Source organism: Methylophilus sp. TWE2, assembly GCF_001183865.1.
Classification (GTDB): Bacteria; Pseudomonadota; Gammaproteobacteria; order Burkholderiales; family Methylophilaceae; genus Methylophilus.
In genome coordinates this window covers 249,097-267,136 of sequence record NZ_CP012020.1, presented here as the reverse complement: position 1 = coordinate 267,136, position 18,040 = coordinate 249,097, and the positions used below count along the sequence as shown (strand labels likewise).

Genomic DNA, 18,040 nt, shown 5'->3' with positions numbered 1-18,040 from the left:
ACGCATAGGTGAGTCATCACTCACCTGTTTTTCAGGGTGTGTCGGCAATACAACAAGTCTCTAAACAACGACCAGAAGCACCCATTTTGGTAGCATTAATGCGAGAATAGCGCCATGCCAAAATTCGTGTATTCCCTACTCATGACACTGGTAGCGCTGCTGCTGCCACTCAAGCTGCTTTGGCGTAGCCTGAAACAACCCGAATACCGCCAGCATGTGCGCGAACGCTATGGCTTTTACACACACACCGTCAAGGCGCCTTTGATTTGGATACATTGCGTCTCGGTTGGCGAAACGCGCGCCACGCAACCGCTGATCCTCGCCTTGCTTGAACAGTATCCGCAGCACCAGATACTCATCACCCACGGCACGCCGACGGGCCGCGACACCAGCAGCCAGCTATTTCAACAGCAGATCACCAGTGGACGCGTGCTGCAAGCCTATTTACCGATAGACACGCCTGGCGCCAGCAAACGCTTCCTTGCGCACTTCAAGCCTGTATTAGGTTTATTGATGGAAACCGAGCTCTGGTTCCATTTGATTGATCACGCGACGCGTAAGCATATCCCCATCGCGCTGCTGAGCGCACGCCTCTCGGCAAAATCCGCTGCCGGATATGCCAAACTGGGCAGCCTGACGCGCCAAGGCCTGCAACAACTGGCACTGGTCGCCGCCCAAACCGCTGCCGATGCCGAACGCCTGCAAGCGCTGGGTGCAAAAGATCCGATGATCTGCGGCAACCTGAAATTTGACGTGACCCCGCCAGCAGACAGCGCCGACAAAGGTGCTGCATTCAGGCAGTTGCTTGGCCAAGACCGCACCGTATTGATGGCAGCCAGTACGCGCGAGGGCGAAGAATCACTGATACTGGATGCCGTGCAAGGCACCGGCGTACTCACGCTGCTGGTGCCCCGCCATCCGCAACGTTTTGCCGAGGTGGAGTCGCTGCTCAAGGCACGTGGCCTACGCTATGTATTGCGCACTGAATTGACCCAGCCACTGAATATGGATGTGCAAGTGGTGCTGGGTAACAGCATGGGGGAAATGTATACCTATTATGCCGCCAGTGATTTCGCGGTGATGGGCGGCAGCCTGCAACCGCTGGGCGGGCAAAACCTGATTGAAGCGGCGGCCATGGGCGTACCAACGATATTGGGGCCGCATATGTTTAATTTTGCGCAGGTCACGCAAACGGCAGTCATGGCGGATGCCGCAGTGCAATTAAGTGATGTGAGTGAGTTGCATCACATGATTGCCACCTTGGCGGCGGACAAGGGGAAAGTAGCGACGATGTCGCAGGCGGCGAAGGGGTTTACGGCGCAGCATAGAGGGACAACGGAGAGGTTGATGATGGCGATAGCGCAGTTGTTAAAAGTTAATTCTTCTAGCGCACAGTGACTGGAGCACTCCAAGAATTTTTCAGCCTTCTTTTTCGCCTTTAGGCGAGTTACTTTTCTTTGCTTGCACAAAGATAAAGTAACCAAAAGAAAGTGCACCCTAGCTTCCGCTTCTTTCCTGCGTTGCTCACCAAAACAAGCGGTCACGAAACTCGACCTGGCAGCTCACCCAATACGTGAGCTGCTGCGGGACTCGAACAGTCGCTCCCTTTACTCTTGTTTTGTCTGCGCTACTCGGCGCGGCAGATAGGGGCCCCGAACACCAGATGGGCGCAGCGGTCCGTGGATTTAGTAAAGGAATTGGTGTTTTTCAACGGTCCAAACTACAACGATGCGAGTTTGGCGAGATGATCCCATCCCATCACGCTGAGTAGCGCAGACGAAGTGGGGGATGTCGGGCATCGGCTGTTCGAGTTCCGCGGTGGCTTGCGTAGTGTGCAAGCTACTAGGGCGAGTTTCGATGGCCGCCCACTTTGTTGAGCAACGCAAGGTAGCCGTAGGCCGTGATGGCTGGGTGCCCTCTTCTTTGGTTACTTTCTGTGGGGCAAGCAACAGAAAGTAACTCGCCAAGAGGCGAAAGAAAACATCACAAACAACCACGAGTCCTCCGCGTGGGCATGCATACCCACCCTACAACTTAATGTTAACCTCGCCTGGATTCCCCCTTGCAGGGCGCGCTGGCTTCTGCATAAGCCAGCCGTTCCGCAGGCGCAGAGCATGCTCTGCGAAACCCCTGCTACACCCTACGTCAGAACGACCATCAGATGAAATGACTACAGTGGGAGTTATCCCAACCACATTTCAAAACCCCAGATGCGGCCGTAAATAAGTCAACACTATCGGCAATCCTATGGCACTGATCACGCCATTGAGCCCCATGGCCATGCTGGCGTAAATCCCCGCCTCTTCATTCACGCTAAACGCTCGCGTAATCCCCAGCCCGTGTGCACCCACGCCAATCGCGGTGCCGCGTATCCACCATTGCTGTACTTTGACAGCATTGAGGATGTAAGGCGCCAGAATCGCGCCCAGCATGCCTGTAATGACAGTAAACACTGCGGTGAGTGTCGGTGAAACGCTCAAGCGCTCGGCAATGCCCATGGCAATCGGGGCCGTGACTGACTTGGCGTACATGCTTCCGACAATGTTGTCAGTTGCCCCCATCAGTTTGGCAATGGCTACTGCACTGGCAATTGAGACTGTGCTGCCCACGGTGAGCGCTACCCAGATATGGAAAATTTTGCCCTGCATGCGCTTGAACCCGTGATAGATAGGCACTGCGAGTGCCACGGTCGCGGTGCCCAGTAAAAAGTGCACGAACTGGGCGCCTTCAAAATACTTTTCATAGGGCATGTCCAACACGTCTATCGCCAGGCAAGTCAGGATCACGGAAATAGCAACCGGGTTGACCAGTGGATTGCGCTTGGCACGCACATACAGCAGGTAGCCCAGCTGGTAAGTGGCCAAGGTAATAATCAGCGCAAACAACGGATCGCCCGAGAGGTAGACCCAGATGTCGGAAATCGGCAAACGCTTATTCATGGCGCTGCTCCCTGTGCAAAGCGTTGCCTTTGTTGCGTTTTAGTGAAAAATACCAGAATACCTTCAACACAATGGCGGTGACTGCAATGGTCAAAATCACACTGACCACCAGCGCCGTACTCACTGCCAGCGCATGGGTCTTTAACTCTGGCAAAAACAGCAAGACACCGACTGAGGCAGGCACAAACAAGAGGCCCAGATGCTGGCGAAAACTGTCCGCCACCTCGGCCAGGTCTTTATCCACCTGGCCGCGCAAGCATAAAAATGCCAGCAGCAATAATAGGCCCAACACGGGGCCGGGGATGCCGGGTAAAAAGAATTTGCTGAGCAGTTCGCCCAGCCCTTGCCATAAGAAAAGTTGTACCAAGCCTGAAATCATGTGGTGATCCGTTTATATGCGCCATGCGCCTTATCAGCGATATGTTAAAGACATTTGTTGAATTCGCCTATCGGTGCGAGCAAGGTCGGGAGTAATGCATAATGCGACAAGTCCTGTGGCCGAGGTGCAAGGGGTGGCGTTGTCCTTGTGATAAAATATTGCTTTTATTTTCAAGTTGAAACGCATGACACAGCTGCCGGTTTCTGCCACTGAGCAATGGCTACGTGAAGCCCTCTCCCAGCGCATCCTGATCCTGGATGGCGCCATGGGGACCATGATTCAGCGCTACAAGCTGACAGAAGCCGATTATCGTGGCGAGCGGTTCAAGGATTTTCAGGGGCCTGCTGGTGAGCGCGAACTGTTTGTCAAAGGCAATAACGAACTGCTGACCCTGACCCAGCCGCACGTGATTCAGGAAATCCACGAGCAATACCTGGCAGCCGGGGCCGATATCATTGAAACCAATACCTTTGGTGCCACCAGCGTTGCGCAAGACGATTACCATATGGCGCACCTGGTGTATGAGATGAACGTGCAGGCCGCCAAACTGGCCAAGGCCGCCTGTGTCAAATACAGCACACCGGACAAGCCACGTTTTGTCGCGGGCGCCCTGGGGCCCACGCCAAAAACCGCGTCCATCTCGCCGGATGTCAACGACCCTGCGGCCCGTAACGTCAGCTTTGACCAGCTGGTGACTTCTTACCTGGAGCAAATTCGTGGCCTGGTCGAAGGCGGGGCGGATATCCTCATGGTGGAAACCATTTTTGATACGCTCAACTGCAAGGCCGCGCTGTTTGCCATCGACAGTTTCTTTGAAGAACAGGGCAAGACCTGGCCGATCATGATCTCGGGTACCGTGACTGATGCTTCTGGCCGTATCCTGTCCGGCCAGACTGTGACCGCGTTCTGGCATTCGGTACGCCACGCCAAACCACTGACCGTGGGCCTCAACTGTGCATTGGGTGCGACCCTGATGCGCCCGTATGCCGAAGAGCTCAGCAAAGTAGCCGATACCTTCGTATGTATCTATCCCAATGCAGGTTTGCCCAACCCGATGTCTGACACTGGCTTTGACGAAACTCCAGACATCACTGCCAGCCTGGTCAAAGAGTTTGCGCAAAGCGGCTTTATTAATATTGCTGGTGGGTGTTGCGGGACTACGCCGCCACATATCAATGCCATTTATAACGCGATCAAAGACTTGCCGCCGCGGCAGGTGCCAACTTTGCCGGTCACGACCAAGCTGTCAGGCCTGGAGCCGTTTGTGATTGATGAGCAATCCTTGTTCGTCAATGTCGGTGAGCGCACCAACGTCACCGGCTCCAAAGCGTTTGCGCGCATGATCATCAACGAGCAATACGAAGAAGCGCTCAGCGTGGCGCGCCAGCAGGTGGAAAACGGCGCACAGGTCATCGATATCAACATGGATGAAGGCATGCTGGATGCGGTCAAGGCGATGACGCATTTCCTCAACCTGGTCGCTTCTGAGCCGGACATTGCCCGCGTGCCCATCATGATCGACTCCTCTAAATGGAGCGTGATTGAAGCTGGCCTGAAGTGCGTGCAGGGCAAAGCCATCGTCAACTCGATCTCAATGAAAGAAGGCGAAGCCGAGTTTTTACGCCAGGCCAAATTGTGCCGCCGCTACGGGGCTTCGGTCATCGTCATGGCGTTTGACGAAAAAGGCCAGGCCGATACCTTTGCACGCAAAACCGAAATCTGTAAACGCGCTTATGATTTGTTAGTGAGCACTGGCTTTCCGCCAGAAGATATTATTTTCGACCCGAATATTTTCGCCATCGCGACCGGCATTGAAGAACACAACAATTACGCCGTCGACTTTATCGAAGCTACGCGCTGGATCAAGCAAAACCTGCCGTATGCGCGGATTTCTGGCGGCGTGTCCAACGTCAGCTTCAGCTTCCGCGGCAACGAGCCAGCGCGTGAGGCCATTCATACCGTGTTCCTCTACCACGCCATTAAAGCAGGTATGACCATGGGTATCGTCAACGCTGGCATGGTCGGTGTGTATGATGATATTGACCCGGAATTGCGCGAGCGTGTGGAAGATGTGGTGCTTAACCGTGTGGTGGATCCTGATAATCCATTAGCGGCCACCGAGCGCATGATTGAAATCGCTGGCACGCTGGTCGCAGGTGGCAAAAAAGCCGAAGCCACGCTGGCCTGGCGCGGTACACCCGAGAATCCGGTGCCAGCGACCAAGCGCCTGGAATATGCGCTGGTACATGGCATTACCGACTTTATCGTCGCCGACACTGAAGAAGTGCGTCAGGATATTATGAGCAAGGGCGGCCGCCCTATCCATGTGATTGAAGGCCCGCTCATGGACGGCATGAACGTGGTCGGTGACCTGTTCGGTCAAGGCAAGATGTTTTTGCCACAAGTGGTGAAATCTGCGCGCGTGATGAAATCCGCCGTGGCGCATTTAATCCCGTTTATTGAAGAAGAAAAAGCCGCCGAAGAACGCCGCACCGGCATGGTCGCCAAGCCCAAAGGCAAAGTGGTGATCGCCACGGTCAAAGGCGATGTGCACGACATCGGTAAGAATATTGTTTCTGTCGTGTTGCAGTGCAACAACTTCGAAGTGGTGAACATGGGCGTCATGGTGCCTGCGGCCGAAATTCTGGAGATGGCCAAACGTGAGAATGCGGACATTATCGGCCTCAGCGGACTGATCACGCCATCGCTCGAAGAAATGGCCTATATCGCCAAAGAGATGCAGCGCGACCCGCATTTTGTCGAAAATCAGACGCCATTGCTGATCGGCGGCGCGACCACATCACGCGCGCATACCGCCGTGAAAATCGCGCCTAACTATGAAGGGCCGGTTATTTACGTGCCGGATGCTTCGCGTTCGGTCAGCGTGATGCAAAACCTGCTGACACCGGAAACCCGTGGTGCTTATTTAGCCGAGATCCAGGCTGATTACGAAAAAGCCCGCTCTCAGCATGCCAACAAAAAAGGCGTGCCCATGCTGAGCTTGGCCGATGCACGTGCCAACGCTGCCAAACTGGAATTTACTGGCCTTGCTGCGCCGGTAAAACCCAAATTCATTGGCCGCCGCGTGTTCAAAAATATCGACCTCGCCCTCATCGCGCAATACATCGACTGGGGTCCGTTCTTCCAGACCTGGGACCTGGCTGGTTTTTATCCAGCGATTTTAAAAGATGAAATCGTCGGCGAAGCCGCCACCAAAGTGTTCGCCGAAGCGCAAGTCATGCTCAAGCGCATCATTGATGGCCGCTGGCTCTCCGCCAATGGCGTGATTGCCTTGCTGCCCGCCAACCGCGTTAATGAAGATGATATCGAAATCTACACCGACGACAGTCGCAGCCAGGTCGCCCTGACCTGGTACGGCATGCGCCAGCAAACGCAAAAGCCGGTCATCGACGGTGTCGCCAGACCCAACCAGTGTGTAGCAGATTTTATTGCACCTAAGGGCGTGGAAGACTACATCGGGCTGTTTGCGGTGACAGCGGGCCTTGGCATGGAAAAACGCCTGGCCGAGTTTGAGAAAAACCACGATGACTACAACGCCATCATGTTCAAGTCACTGGCGGATCGTCTGGCAGAAGCGTTTGCCGAATACATGCATGAGCGCGTGCGTAAAGACCTGTGGGGCTATGCTGCGGATGAAGACTTGAGCAATGAAGCGCTGATCAAAGAGCAATATAAAGGCATCCGTCCGGCACCAGGGTACCCTGCTTGCCCGGACCACACGGTCAAGTCCGAGATGTTTAAGGTGCTGCAAGCCACCGAGATCGACATGCAACTCACCGATAGCTATGCCATGATCCCGGCGGCAGCCGTGAGTGGGTTCTACCTGGCGCATCCTGAGTCCCGCTATTTCAGTGTGGATAAGATTGGCAATGACCAGCTGGAAGACATGGCACAGAGACGGAATGTGGATAAGGCTTGGTTGGAGAGATGGTTAGCGCCGAACCTAGGGTAAGGGGTTAATTGCACAACAAAAAGCGCACTACTGTGCGCTCTGCAATAACGGTAGCGTGGGCATGTATGCGCACGCGTGTAGTTGGTGATTGTTTGTCATGCTCTCTTTCGCCTGTAGGCGAGTTACTTTCTGTTGCTTGCCCCACAGAAAGTAACCAAAGAAGAGGGCACCCAGCCATCACGGCCTTCGGCTCCCTTGATTTCATTACTCGTCAGTCGCGGTTGCAGAACTCAACCTGGCAGCTTACACAAAACGTAAGCTGCTGCGGGATTCAAACAAGCTGCAACCTTATTCCGCCTGCCAAGCAATGAAATCAAGCGTGATGGGATGGGATTTGTCTCGCCAAACTCACAGCGTAGAAGTTTGGACGTTTAAAAAAACACACATTCTGTTATTCAGTTCACAAATCGTGGCGCTCATGGTTTGTTGGGCCCCTATCTGACGCGCCGAGTAGCGCAGGCAAAATAAGATTAAGCGAGCGGCTGTCCGAATCCCGCAGTGGCCGGCGTTGTGTGCAGGCCGCTAGGATGAGTTCTGCGAGCGCTTATTTTGGTGAGCAACGCAGGAAATAAGCGGAAGCTAGGGTGCACTTTCTTTTGGTTACTTTATCTTTGTGCAAGCAAAGAAAAGTAACTCGCCTAGAGGCGAAAAGAATATTTATTCATCTAGCCTCGGGCCAAAAAGAGGAGACCTCAGTCCTCTTCCATCGCGATATAGATCCATAAATTGTAATAAATGCTTCTGAAACTGACACCCAGCTTACAAACCCCGTTTTTCTTCGAACTACGCGTTTTCGCTTATTGTCATTTGCTATGTAAAAGGGTTTAATGTAAGCATTGTAAAGGTATAAAAAGTAGCGCTGATCACAGCCCTCACTGTTAACCCTCTAAAGAAATTTGATTATTTCCCGTTACTCACTTAATGCATAAACATCTGAACACCGCCGCGTTGCAACTCAGACTGTGGGTCGTCACAGTGCTGCTGGCTGTGCTCGGCTTTGCATTAGTCGCAGAGTTTTCCGATCACTCTGGTTACAGTGACGACACGGTCCGTGTGCGCGTCGCGGAAGTGGTGGAATATACAGGGGACGGCGAGTCACCCCTGACCTCGCTGACGCCACTCATTTCTCCTCCCGCAAGCATGACCATTGCCTGCGTGATTCCCTTTGCTTTACTGGCGCTGCCTCGCCGTCGCGTGATTCCACGCCCGGTGTGTGTTCGGCACCTACACTCACGCGCACCTCCCGCCCTGCCCCAGGTGTAATCCGCGCTTGCATCAGCCATGATGCCGCTGATCGCCAGCCCTTATTCCCTCGACGATGACAGCACCTGCGCTGTGGCGCCAGAACTGTGCCTACCAACGGTGTACGTTTTAGCAGTGAGAGAAGAATAGCTTAGTGATTCAGCGTGGCTTATGCAGCCAGGCATACACCGCCCCCTGATTTGTGCAAGTAACTTTCTTCATTTTCAAGATAAGAACACACTTATGATTAAACAGAACTTAATCGTTTTAGGCTTGCTTGGCTCCCTGCTCAGCGCTTGTCACCACGAGGAGGCGCATGAAGAGGCGCCGCCAAAACTGGAGGTCACCCATCCTTGGCACAAAGACACCATGATCACCAAGGAGTATGTCTGCCAGATTCATGCCATCCAGCATATTGAGTTACGTGCACTGGAACGCGGCTATTTACAGGATGTATACGCAGGTGAAGGTCAGGTGATCAAACAGGGCCAGCCAATGTTTAAAATCATGCCTAACGTATACCAGGTGGATTTGCTGAAAGCACAGGCAGAAGCCAAAACTGTGCAGATTGAATACGAAAACACCAAGGCTCTGGCTGAGAAAAACATCGTTTCGCAAAACGAACTGGCGTTGGGCAAAGCCAAACTGGACAAAGCCAATGCCGAGGTACAACTGGCGCAAACGCACCTGAACTTTACCAACATCAATGCCCCTTTTACCGGCATCATGGATCATTTGCTGGTGAGAAAAGGCAGCCTGCTGGACGAAGGTGATTTGCTGACGACCTTGTCTGACAATAGCCGCATGTGGGTGTATTTCAACGTACCAGAAGCAGAATATCTGGACTTCAAGCTGCACCAGAAGCAGGAGAAAGGCGTGCCGGTCAAACTGCGCATGGCCAATGGCGCCATTTTTGACCAGCCGGGGGCGATTGAAACGGTGGAAGCCGACTTTGACAACAAAACCGGTAACATCGAATTCAGGGCAGACTTCCCCAACCCTAACCGCCTCCTACGCCATGGCCAGACCGGCACTATCCTCATGGATGTGCCTTACCCCAACGCCATGCTAATCCCGCAAAAAGCCACCTTTGAAGTGTTGGACAAGACCTTTGTCTATGTGGTGACCAAGGACCACAAGGTGGAACAGCGCATGGTTAAAATCGCTGCCGAAGTGCCGCATTTGTTCATTATCAAATCCGGCCTCAAGGACACGGACACCGTACTGCTAGAGGGGCTTCGCCGCGTGAAGAATGGCCAGAAAATCGATATCGACTACAAGGCACCCGAGAAAGTCCTGCCTGAGCTCGAACTTTACGCAGAATAAGGCTTAGGCCGACATCACACGAAAGTGACACATCCATGCTAAACATCTTTCTCAGACGACCAGTGATGGCGATAGTGTTATCGCTGGTCATGATTTTTATGGGGTTTTTATCGATTAAAACCCTGCCTATCTCGCAGTTTCCTGAAATTGCGCCACCCCGCGTCATTGTAACGCTGGCTTTTCCAGGCTCCAGTGCCGACGTACTGGTGCAGTCTTCGCTGATTTCGATTGAGCGAGCCATCAACGGGGTGCCAGGCATGAAGTACATTGTGTCTGACGCCACCAGTGCCGGTGAAGCGACGATACAGGTGATCTTTGACCTGGGTGTAGACCCCAACGCTGCCATGGTGCTGGTGAAAACCAGGCTGGACCAGGTCATGAGCAAGCTCCCCCCGCTGGTGCAGTTAGAGGGGGTCATCGTTAACACCGTGCAGCCCAGCATGCTGATGTATGTGAACCTGTACAGTAAAGATAAAAACGCTGACGAGAAATTCCTGTTTAACTATGTGAACGTCAGCGTGATTCCTGAAATCCAGCGTGTACACGGCATTGCACAGGCACAAAACCTGGGTAGCCGCCAGTTCGCCATGCGTATCTGGCTCAACCCCGAGCGTATGCGGGCATACAAGGTCTCCACCAAAGAGGTGATGGATGCGATCAGCAGCCAGAGCGTGATTGGCCGTCCTGGCCGCCTGGGTCAAAGCTCGGGGATTTACGCACAGTCAAAAGAATACGTGCTGGTGTACAAGGGCCGTTACAACAAGCCTGAAGAGTACGGCAACATCATTATCCGTGCCGATGCCAACGGCGAAATCCTGCATCTGAGAGACCTGGCGAAAGTAGAGCTGGGCAGTGAGTTCTTCGACATTTATTCCAACAAGGACGGCTACCCTTCCGCCGCGATTGTGCTCAAGCAGAACTATGGTACCAACGCCAGTGAAGTGATTGCTGACGTGAAAACCAAAATGGAGGAGCTAAAACAGAGCTTCCCGGCCGGCATGGATTATGAAATCAACTACGACGTCTCCAAATTCCTGGATGCATCGATTGAAAAAGTGATCCACACCTTGGGCGAAGCGTTTGTTCTGGTAGCCATCGTGGTTTTTATTTTCCTTGGCGACTGGCGCTCGACATTGATCCCGACGCTGGCGGTACCGATTTCGCTGATTGGTGCCTTCTTTGTCATGAAGTCGTTTGGCCTCAGTATCAACCTGGTGACCCTGTTTGCCCTGGTACTGGCGATTGGCGTGGTGGTGGATGACGCCATCGTGGTGGTAGAAGCCGTGCATGCCAAAATGGCCTCGGACCATGTGGGGCCCTATAAAGCAGTACAACGTGTCTTGGGTGAAATCGGTGGCGCCATTGTGGCAATTACCTTGCTGATGACGTCGGTATTTATCCCGATCACCTTTATGCCAGGTCCGGTCGGCGTGTTTTACCGCCAGTTTGCGATCACCATGGCGTCTTCCATCGTGCTGTCCGGTATCGTCGCGTTAACACTGACACCGGTCTTGTGCGCCATGATCCTCAAGGATACCCACGGCCAACCCAAACGCAAAACGCCTATTTCAGTATTTCTGGATGGCTTTAACTGGGTCTTTGAGAAGGTCACCGGTCGCTATACCAACTTCCTGGAGAAAGTGGTTACCTTGCGCAGTGTGACCTTCCTGGTCCTGGCATTATTCTCTGCTGGTATTTTCTATGTCGACAAAACGCTGCCTGCTGGTTTTATCCCAGGTGAAGACCAAGGCATGATCTACGCCATTATCCAGACACCACCGGGGTCTACACTAGAAACCACCAACCAGGTGGCGCGTCATCTGCAAACACTGGCCAAACAGGTGGAAGGCGTCGAGTCTGTGTCGTCTCTGGCCGGTTATGAAGTGTTGACCGAAGGGCGCGGTTCTAACGCCGGTACTTGTATTATCAACCTGAAAGACTGGTCTGAGCGTAAGCAGTCGGTGAAACAAATCATCGAAGAGCTGGAAGAAAAAACCAAGAACTTTGGTGCGGTGGTGGAGTATTTCCAGCCACCTGCAGTACCGGGTTATGGTGCGGCCTCAGGCCTTTCATTACGTTTGCTGGATAAAACGACCACGGCTGACTACTATGTCTTTGACAAGTTGAACAAGGAGTTTATGGCTGCGTTGGGCAAACGCAAGGAATTGACCGGCCTGTTTACATTCTACGCTGCCAACTATCCGCAGTATGAGTTGATCATTGACAACCAGCTGGCCATGCAGAAAAAGGTCTCGATTGAAGATGCCATGAACAACCTGGACATCCTGATCGGGAGTACTTATGAGCAAGGCTTTATCCGCTTTAATAACTTCTTCAAGGTGTATACACAGGCAGGACCTGAGTTCCGCCGTTACCCCAGTGACGTGCTGAACTACTTTGTAAAAAATGAAGATGGTGAAATGGTGCCCTACTCGGCCTTCATGACACTGAAAAAGCGCCAGGGTCCGAACGAAATTACCCGCTACAACCTGTATAACTCAGCCGCCATCCGTGCTGAACCTGCCCCTGGCTACACCACGGCTGCTGCCATTGCTGCGGTCAAAGAGGTGGCGAAGGCCACCTTGCCCAAAGGCTATGACATCGCCTGGGAGGGCTTGTCATACGACGAGGAAAAACGCGGTAACGAAGCGCTGATGATTTTCCTGGTGGTGCTGGGCTTTGTGTATCTGGTGCTGGCCGCGCAGTATGAAAGCTTTATCCTGCCGTTTGCCGTCATCCTGTCATTGCCTGCCGGTATTTTCGGCTCGCTGTTCCTGCTCAAGGCGCTTGGGCTCGCTAATGACATTTATGCGCAGGTAGGCTTAATCATGCTGATTGGCCTGTTAGGTAAAAACGCCGTGCTGATTGTGGAGTTTGCGGTACAGAAACATGGCCAGGGTATGTCTATCCGCGATGCGGCGATTGAGGGGGCAAAAACCCGCTTCCGCCCTATCCTGATGACCTCATTCGCGTTTATTGCCGGCCTGATCCCATTGGTGATTGCCACCGGTGCCGGTGCCGTGGGTAACCGGACCATCGGCACCTCGGCCATGGGTGGCATGCTGTTCGGGACCATCTTTGGCGTGATCATCATCCCTGGCCTCTATTACATTTTTGGCACGCTGGCTGATGGCAAATCCCTGATCCGCAAGGAAGAGACAGAACCACTCACCGAGACCTACCATTACAACACCCATCAGGATGATGATGACGATGAAGAATAAGCACATATATTGGATAGTGGCAGGTGCAGTGTCGCTGATGCTGCAATCTTGCGCCATCCCGCTGATTAACAGCAAACAGGCGGATACCACGCTGCCTACGCAATATCAGGAAACCGTGGCGCCAGCAGGCAACAGTGCCGCGGTGAAATGGCAGGACTTTTTTGATGACCCTCACCTGGTCTCACTGATAGACACTGCCGTCAACAACAACAAGGAAATTCATATGATGGCGCAACGCATTAGTGTTGCCCAGAATGAAATTCAGGCCCGCAAGGGGGAGTACTTACCGTTTGTCGGCATCGGCGCCAGCGCCGATAAAGAGAAAGTCGGCAAGTACACCCGTAACGGGGCGGTGGAAGAGAACCTGGATATCAAGGAAGGCCGTTCCAATCCGCGTTTCCTCGGCAACTACCAGTTTGGCCTGGTGGCCTCATGGGAACTGGACGTATGGAAAAAACTGCGCAATGCAACCAAAGTGGCCGTCATGGAGTACATGGCGACCATTGAAGGTAAAAACTTCCTGGTCACCAACCTGGTGGCCGAGGTGGCGCATGCCTACTATGAATTGATCGCACTGGATAACGAGCTGACCACGCTGGACCAGAATATCCAGATCCAGCAGAACGCGCTCGAAGTGGTGAAGCAGTTGCAGCAATATGCACGCGCCAACTCTCTGGCGGTGAAACGGTTTGAAGCAGAAGTACAGAAAAACCAGAGCCGCCAGTATGTGCTGAAGCAAAGCATTGTTGAAACCGAAAACCGCATCAACTTCCTGTTGGGTAGGACGCCACAACCCATCACACGTGCATCGGCAAATTTCATGTCCATGCAAAACAAGGTGGTGCAAACTGGCGTGCCTTCGGAGTTACTGTCGAATCGCCCGGATATTCGCCAGGCGGAGCTGGAGCTTTCGGCCGCCAAGCTCAATATTGATGTAGCCAAAGCCAACTTCTACCCGTCGTTCTCTATCCGCGCCGGGCTGGGCTTCCAGGCGTTTGATCCGAAATACCTGCTGAATATTCCGGCTTCAGTCATGGCCGGTTTTGGTGGCGAGCTGGTGGCACCGCTGATTAACCGGAATGCGATTGAGGCACAGTACAAGAGTGCCAATGCGATGCAGATCCAGGCGGCTTATGACTACGAGCAAAAGATCATCAATGCTTATATGGAAGTCGCAAACCAGATTGCCAATATCGACAACCTGGATAAAAACTACCAGTTGAAGAATAAGCAGGTAGAGGCATTGACGCAGTCAATTGACGTGGCCAACCAGTTGTTTAAAGCCGCGCGTGCAGACTACATGGAAGTGTTGCTGACACAGCGTGATGCGTTGGATGCCAAGATGGAGCTGATAGAAACCAAGCAGCAGCAAGTGGCGGCCGTGGTGGATTTATACCGCTCGCTGGGTGGCGGCTGGCAGACCGCTGAAACCAAGCCAACGCCGAATCCATAAGGTAATCAGGACTACGTGTCATGGAGAAGCGCCTCACGGCCTTCTCCTTTTTTATTCTTCTTCAGCGCTTGCTGGATCAGCCATAACACTTTGCAACCAGCGTTCAATCACCACAACCACATACGCCTGCTCTTCCAGCGTTAACGCACGGCCTGCGGGCAGCCTATGCCACTTGGCTAAACAGCCACGGCAACAAGTGGCGGTGGCATGTTGCGCCACAAACACCGGATGACCACGCATGGGGGTTTGTTGACCATCATTGGCAATCTCCGCCGGTGCCAACCGTTCGGCAATGAATTTTTCGGCATGATCCAGCACCACTGACAAGCCTTTTTGCTGCAGATAGTGCTGGTCTTTAGCATTCAGGCGAAAACCTGTGCGGAATGTGGAGCGTTGCAAAGCTTGAAATAACTGATCCAGATCACGCATGAACATAACCCTTCAACCATACTGCAGGGAGCTGACTAGTTATAGCGAGTCCCTATCACGAGGTACTAATGCAGATCCATGAGATGCAAATCTCTTAATTTAGGCGCTTTAAACCAAGTCACGCCGACCACCAGAAGCGTCATGCATCCGCCAAAGACCACCGAAGGCACCAGGCCCATCAGCCTGGCTGTGAGTCCGGACTCGAATGCCCCCAGCTCATTGGACGAGCCGATAAAAATGCCATTGATGGCTGACACACGCCCCCGCATGCCATCTGGCGTGGCCAGTTGCAAAATGGTTTGCCGCAAGATCACAGACACTGCATCCATCATGCCAGACATCGCCAGGATGATAATACCCAGCCAATAGGTGCGACACAAACCAAACGCAATCATGCACAGGCCAAATCCGGCGACAGCCAGCAATAACCAGCGGCCACTATGTTTGTGAATAGGATGTTTTGCCAGCCAGATGCCGGTCACAATCGCGCCCAAAGCAGGTGCAGCGCGCAGTACGCCCAGCCCTTCCGGACCCATCTGGTAAATGTCATGTACAAAGGCTGGCAGCATGGCAACCGCCCCGCCAAACAACACAGCGAACATATCCAGTAGCTGCGCCGCCAGCACCACTTGCGTGCGCCGCACAAAACGCAAGCCTTCGCCTATGCTGGCGAACACCCGCATAGGCGCATGGCTGCGGTGTTCTTGGACACGCAAAGCCAGCGCAGCCACGGCGCCCCCAAGCGCCAACAAGGCAGAAATTTCATAGGCCACATATGTATCGGCAAAGCCAACCAGCAGGCCGCCGATGGCGGGGCCGACAATCAGGCCTATCTGGAACATGGAGCTGCCGATGCCAGAGGCTTTGGCAATGGAAGCCCGCGGAATAATCAGCGCAAACAGGGTGTTGTAGCTTGGTGAAATCAAGGCGCGCGCAAACCCGGTCAAGGCTACCGTGGCATAAATCCATGTCGCAGTATGCGGTCCGGGATATTGGGCAATCCACACCAGCAAACCAGCATTCATGGCCAGGAAAAGGGCCGAGACCATTGCAAATCCACGACGGGAAAAATAGTGATCCACGGCATGTCCGGCAAATAATGCGCTACCCATATACGGAATCACTTCGGCCAGGCCAATCAGGCCCAAAGACCAAGGGTCATGCGTGAGTTGATAAACATGCCAACCAATCGCAACCATCATCATCTGGTAAGACAGCACCATGAAAATACGGTAAGTGAGCAACTTGGGAAGCGCATAGCCCTGATGGGCCAGAATCTGACGGATGGATAAAGACATAGCACGAATTATACGCTATGCATGCATGGCCGAATGTCGTGGAATGCCCTACAATTCCAGGGCGGGTGCAGTGAATCAGGCAGTAGGCGAAAGCTGATGAGCCGTCGTTGACCTCGTGCGACTCTGCCGCTATAGATGAGGCGCACCCGCCTCCCTTGTATGCACCCTAATACCTCGCATTACCAGCAACAACGTGTTTTATCCATTCCCTGAGTTTGCCTAGAGCAAACAAAAAAGACCCAAGGGGTTACCCTGAGTCTTTCTTTTGAAAATAAGCGTTCGCCTTAGCAATTACCCTTTTTAGCCTGTCCGGGTGGACAATGGTCTCTTACAACCACACAACCGGGCAATAATAGGCTTAAAACTGTCACTGCAATAAGAATCCGTTTCATAACATTACGCCTTACGACGTGCAATTAATCCAAGTATACCGAGACCAACTGCCATTAAGGCAAAGCTTTCAGGCTCTGGAACCGGAGTTATCGTTGAAGTTAAATCGAAAGCTCTAGCAGTTGCATTGCCATTTATGTTGAAACGTAAAGTGTAGCTTCCTGCGGCTAAGTTTTTGAAGTCAAATGAATAGCCCACATTTGTACTGTCAAAAGTAAAACTACTTAGTGGCTTCAATAAAGTGCTACCCAAATACAAACCAAAAGTATCACCTGGGTTTTGATTTGTTTGGACTTCGCCTCCTGTGTTTAAGTAACCAGCAAAATTGAAGACGCCGTTCTGGCTAGGTAATTGTAAAATGGTAGTAGCGTTTGTTGGGTCAATATCATTGACATCAAAATCTATAACAGCCGCGTTAGCTCCAAATGAAACTAACATTCCTCCAAGTAAGAATGCTTTCCCGAGCATAGTGTTCTCCTAAAGTGATTTATTATTAATATTTACTGCGATATGCATTCTAATAGAGGCATATACTCTCAACAATAGCCCGGATAGGCCAAATAGAAAAATTCCACAGCAAATTTTCGTAAGGACATTAATAGATTTAGGGCGGAGCCAATCCCCCCGTGCCTCCCGTCGAGCTGTAGCAACAGATGTAGCTTTCGGTTTTGTTTAAACACAAGCACTCAACCAGGTAGGACTAGGAAATGAAACTCACCGCACAAATTGATTCTTCTTGCAAAAGTCTGGAGAACTATTTCAATAAGCTCTTTGCAGTCTACTATGATGCCACAAAGGAAGAGAGTCAGACCCCGCTTGAGGTTCAAGACCTTGACTCTGAGTTATCACAGGCGCAATACCATGGCTTCTCTCACCTTATCAAGCCAGGGATGGTTATCGACTCATACAGCCTTCTAGAGTTTTGGCTGATAAAGCTATGTGATACTTACAAAAACCTTCACAACTTGAGCCTCCCATGGTGGGATGCCAAAGGTCGAGATGACCGTAAATGCATGCACAACTATCTAACCCAGCATGCAGGAATTAATCTTGATGCAGTTAAGGACAATTACACCTGTATAAATCAACTACGTATTGTTAGAAATGTATTAGTGCATAGTGGTGGTCATGTAAAACAATCACTCGAGCCAAAGTTTAAGCACATACAGGGAGTTTCATTGTGTCTCTCTTACATCGTAGTGAAGGATGAGTTTGTGTACAGCTCCCTAGATAACGTACGCACCTACCTTTTAGCCGCAGCACAACCTTTATCAACTTAAGCCTTCTTCCTGTCAAAATGTCAGCTTAGGGTGTACCTCACGCTGACTCAAAAATTGTTCAATAAAGCTTTGCCTCATACGCATCAACTAATAAAACAGTAAAAATA

12 protein-coding genes are annotated in these 18,040 nt (G+C 52.3%); 7 read left to right on the top strand and 5 right to left on the bottom strand.

Features of this window, described 5'->3' with window-relative positions; genetic code table 11:
• Nucleotides 1–114 precede the first annotated feature (114 nt).
• Nucleotides 115–1,398: a lipid IV(A) 3-deoxy-D-manno-octulosonic acid transferase gene (waaA, locus tag ACJ67_RS01205; RefSeq protein ID WP_049637537.1), complete on the top strand. Its 1,284-nt coding sequence runs from the start codon at nucleotides 115–117 to the stop codon at nucleotides 1,396–1,398.
• A gap of 800 nt (nucleotides 1,399–2,198) precedes the next feature.
• Here the strand turns inward: waaA and ACJ67_RS01200 are convergent.
• Both ACJ67_RS01200 and ACJ67_RS01195 read right to left on the bottom strand, forming a co-directional pair.
• A complete protein-coding gene (locus ACJ67_RS01200; RefSeq protein ID WP_018986869.1) occupies nucleotides 2,199–2,939 on the bottom strand; it encodes an LrgB family protein in 741 nt (246 codons plus the stop codon).
• Nucleotides 2,932–3,318, bottom strand: coding sequence for a CidA/LrgA family protein (locus ACJ67_RS01195; protein WP_049637536.1), 387 nt, complete (start codon nucleotides 3,316–3,318; stop codon nucleotides 2,932–2,934). Before ACJ67_RS01195 ends, ACJ67_RS01200 begins: the two co-directional genes overlap by 8 nt.
• Before the next feature lie 184 nt (nucleotides 3,319–3,502).
• On the opposite strand from ACJ67_RS01195, the gene metH reads away from it, so the two are divergent.
• The 5 genes from metH to ACJ67_RS01170 all read left to right on the top strand — a co-directional run bounded on the left by metH (nucleotide 3,503) and on the right by ACJ67_RS01170 (nucleotide 14,536).
• Nucleotides 3,503–7,291 carry a methionine synthase gene (gene metH, locus ACJ67_RS01190; RefSeq protein WP_049637535.1) on the top strand — a complete coding sequence of 1,263 codons (3,789 nt, stop codon included), beginning with the start codon at nucleotides 3,503–3,505 and terminating at the stop codon, nucleotides 7,289–7,291.
• 921 nt (nucleotides 7,292–8,212) lie between these two features.
• On the top strand, nucleotides 8,213–8,554 hold the full coding sequence (locus ACJ67_RS01185) for a hypothetical protein (RefSeq protein WP_049637534.1): 342 nt from the start codon (nucleotides 8,213–8,215) through the stop codon (nucleotides 8,552–8,554).
• Nucleotides 8,555–8,776: 222 nt separating this feature from the next.
• Nucleotides 8,777–9,859, top strand: coding sequence for an efflux RND transporter periplasmic adaptor subunit (locus tag ACJ67_RS01180; protein ID WP_049637533.1), 1,083 nt, complete (start codon nucleotides 8,777–8,779; stop codon nucleotides 9,857–9,859).
• Between the two features lie 35 nt (nucleotides 9,860–9,894).
• Nucleotides 9,895–13,083 (top strand): efflux RND transporter permease subunit, encoded by a 3,189-nt coding sequence (locus ACJ67_RS01175; protein WP_082163879.1) that lies wholly within the window; start codon nucleotides 9,895–9,897, stop codon nucleotides 13,081–13,083.
• Nucleotides 13,073–14,536: a TolC family protein gene (locus ACJ67_RS01170; protein ID WP_049637531.1), complete on the top strand. Its 1,464-nt coding sequence runs from the start codon at nucleotides 13,073–13,075 to the stop codon at nucleotides 14,534–14,536. Before ACJ67_RS01175 ends, ACJ67_RS01170 begins: the two co-directional genes overlap by 11 nt.
• A 51-nt stretch (nucleotides 14,537–14,587) precedes the next feature.
• On the opposite strand, the gene ACJ67_RS01165 is transcribed toward ACJ67_RS01170, so the two are convergent.
• The 3 genes from ACJ67_RS01165 to ACJ67_RS01155 form a co-directional block, all read right to left on the bottom strand.
• The gene (locus ACJ67_RS01165) at nucleotides 14,588–14,965 is read right to left on the bottom strand and encodes a DUF4186 domain-containing protein (RefSeq protein ID WP_049639701.1); all 378 of its coding nucleotides are present in this window, start codon (nucleotides 14,963–14,965) and stop codon (nucleotides 14,588–14,590) included.
• Between the two features lie 65 nt (nucleotides 14,966–15,030).
• A complete protein-coding gene (locus ACJ67_RS01160) occupies nucleotides 15,031–16,263 on the bottom strand; it encodes an MFS transporter (protein ID WP_049637530.1) in 1,233 nt (410 codons plus the stop codon).
• A 396-nt stretch (nucleotides 16,264–16,659) separates the two neighbouring features.
• The gene (locus ACJ67_RS01155; RefSeq protein WP_049637529.1) at nucleotides 16,660–17,121 is read right to left on the bottom strand and encodes an FxDxF family PEP-CTERM protein; all 462 of its coding nucleotides are present in this window, start codon (nucleotides 17,119–17,121) and stop codon (nucleotides 16,660–16,662) included.
• A gap of 239 nt (nucleotides 17,122–17,360) precedes the next feature.
• Between ACJ67_RS01155 and ACJ67_RS01150 the strand changes: the two genes are divergently transcribed.
• Nucleotides 17,361–17,933: a hypothetical protein gene (locus tag ACJ67_RS01150; protein WP_049637528.1), complete on the top strand. Its 573-nt coding sequence runs from the start codon at nucleotides 17,361–17,363 to the stop codon at nucleotides 17,931–17,933.
• The last annotated feature ends 107 nt before the right edge of the window (nucleotides 17,934–18,040 follow it).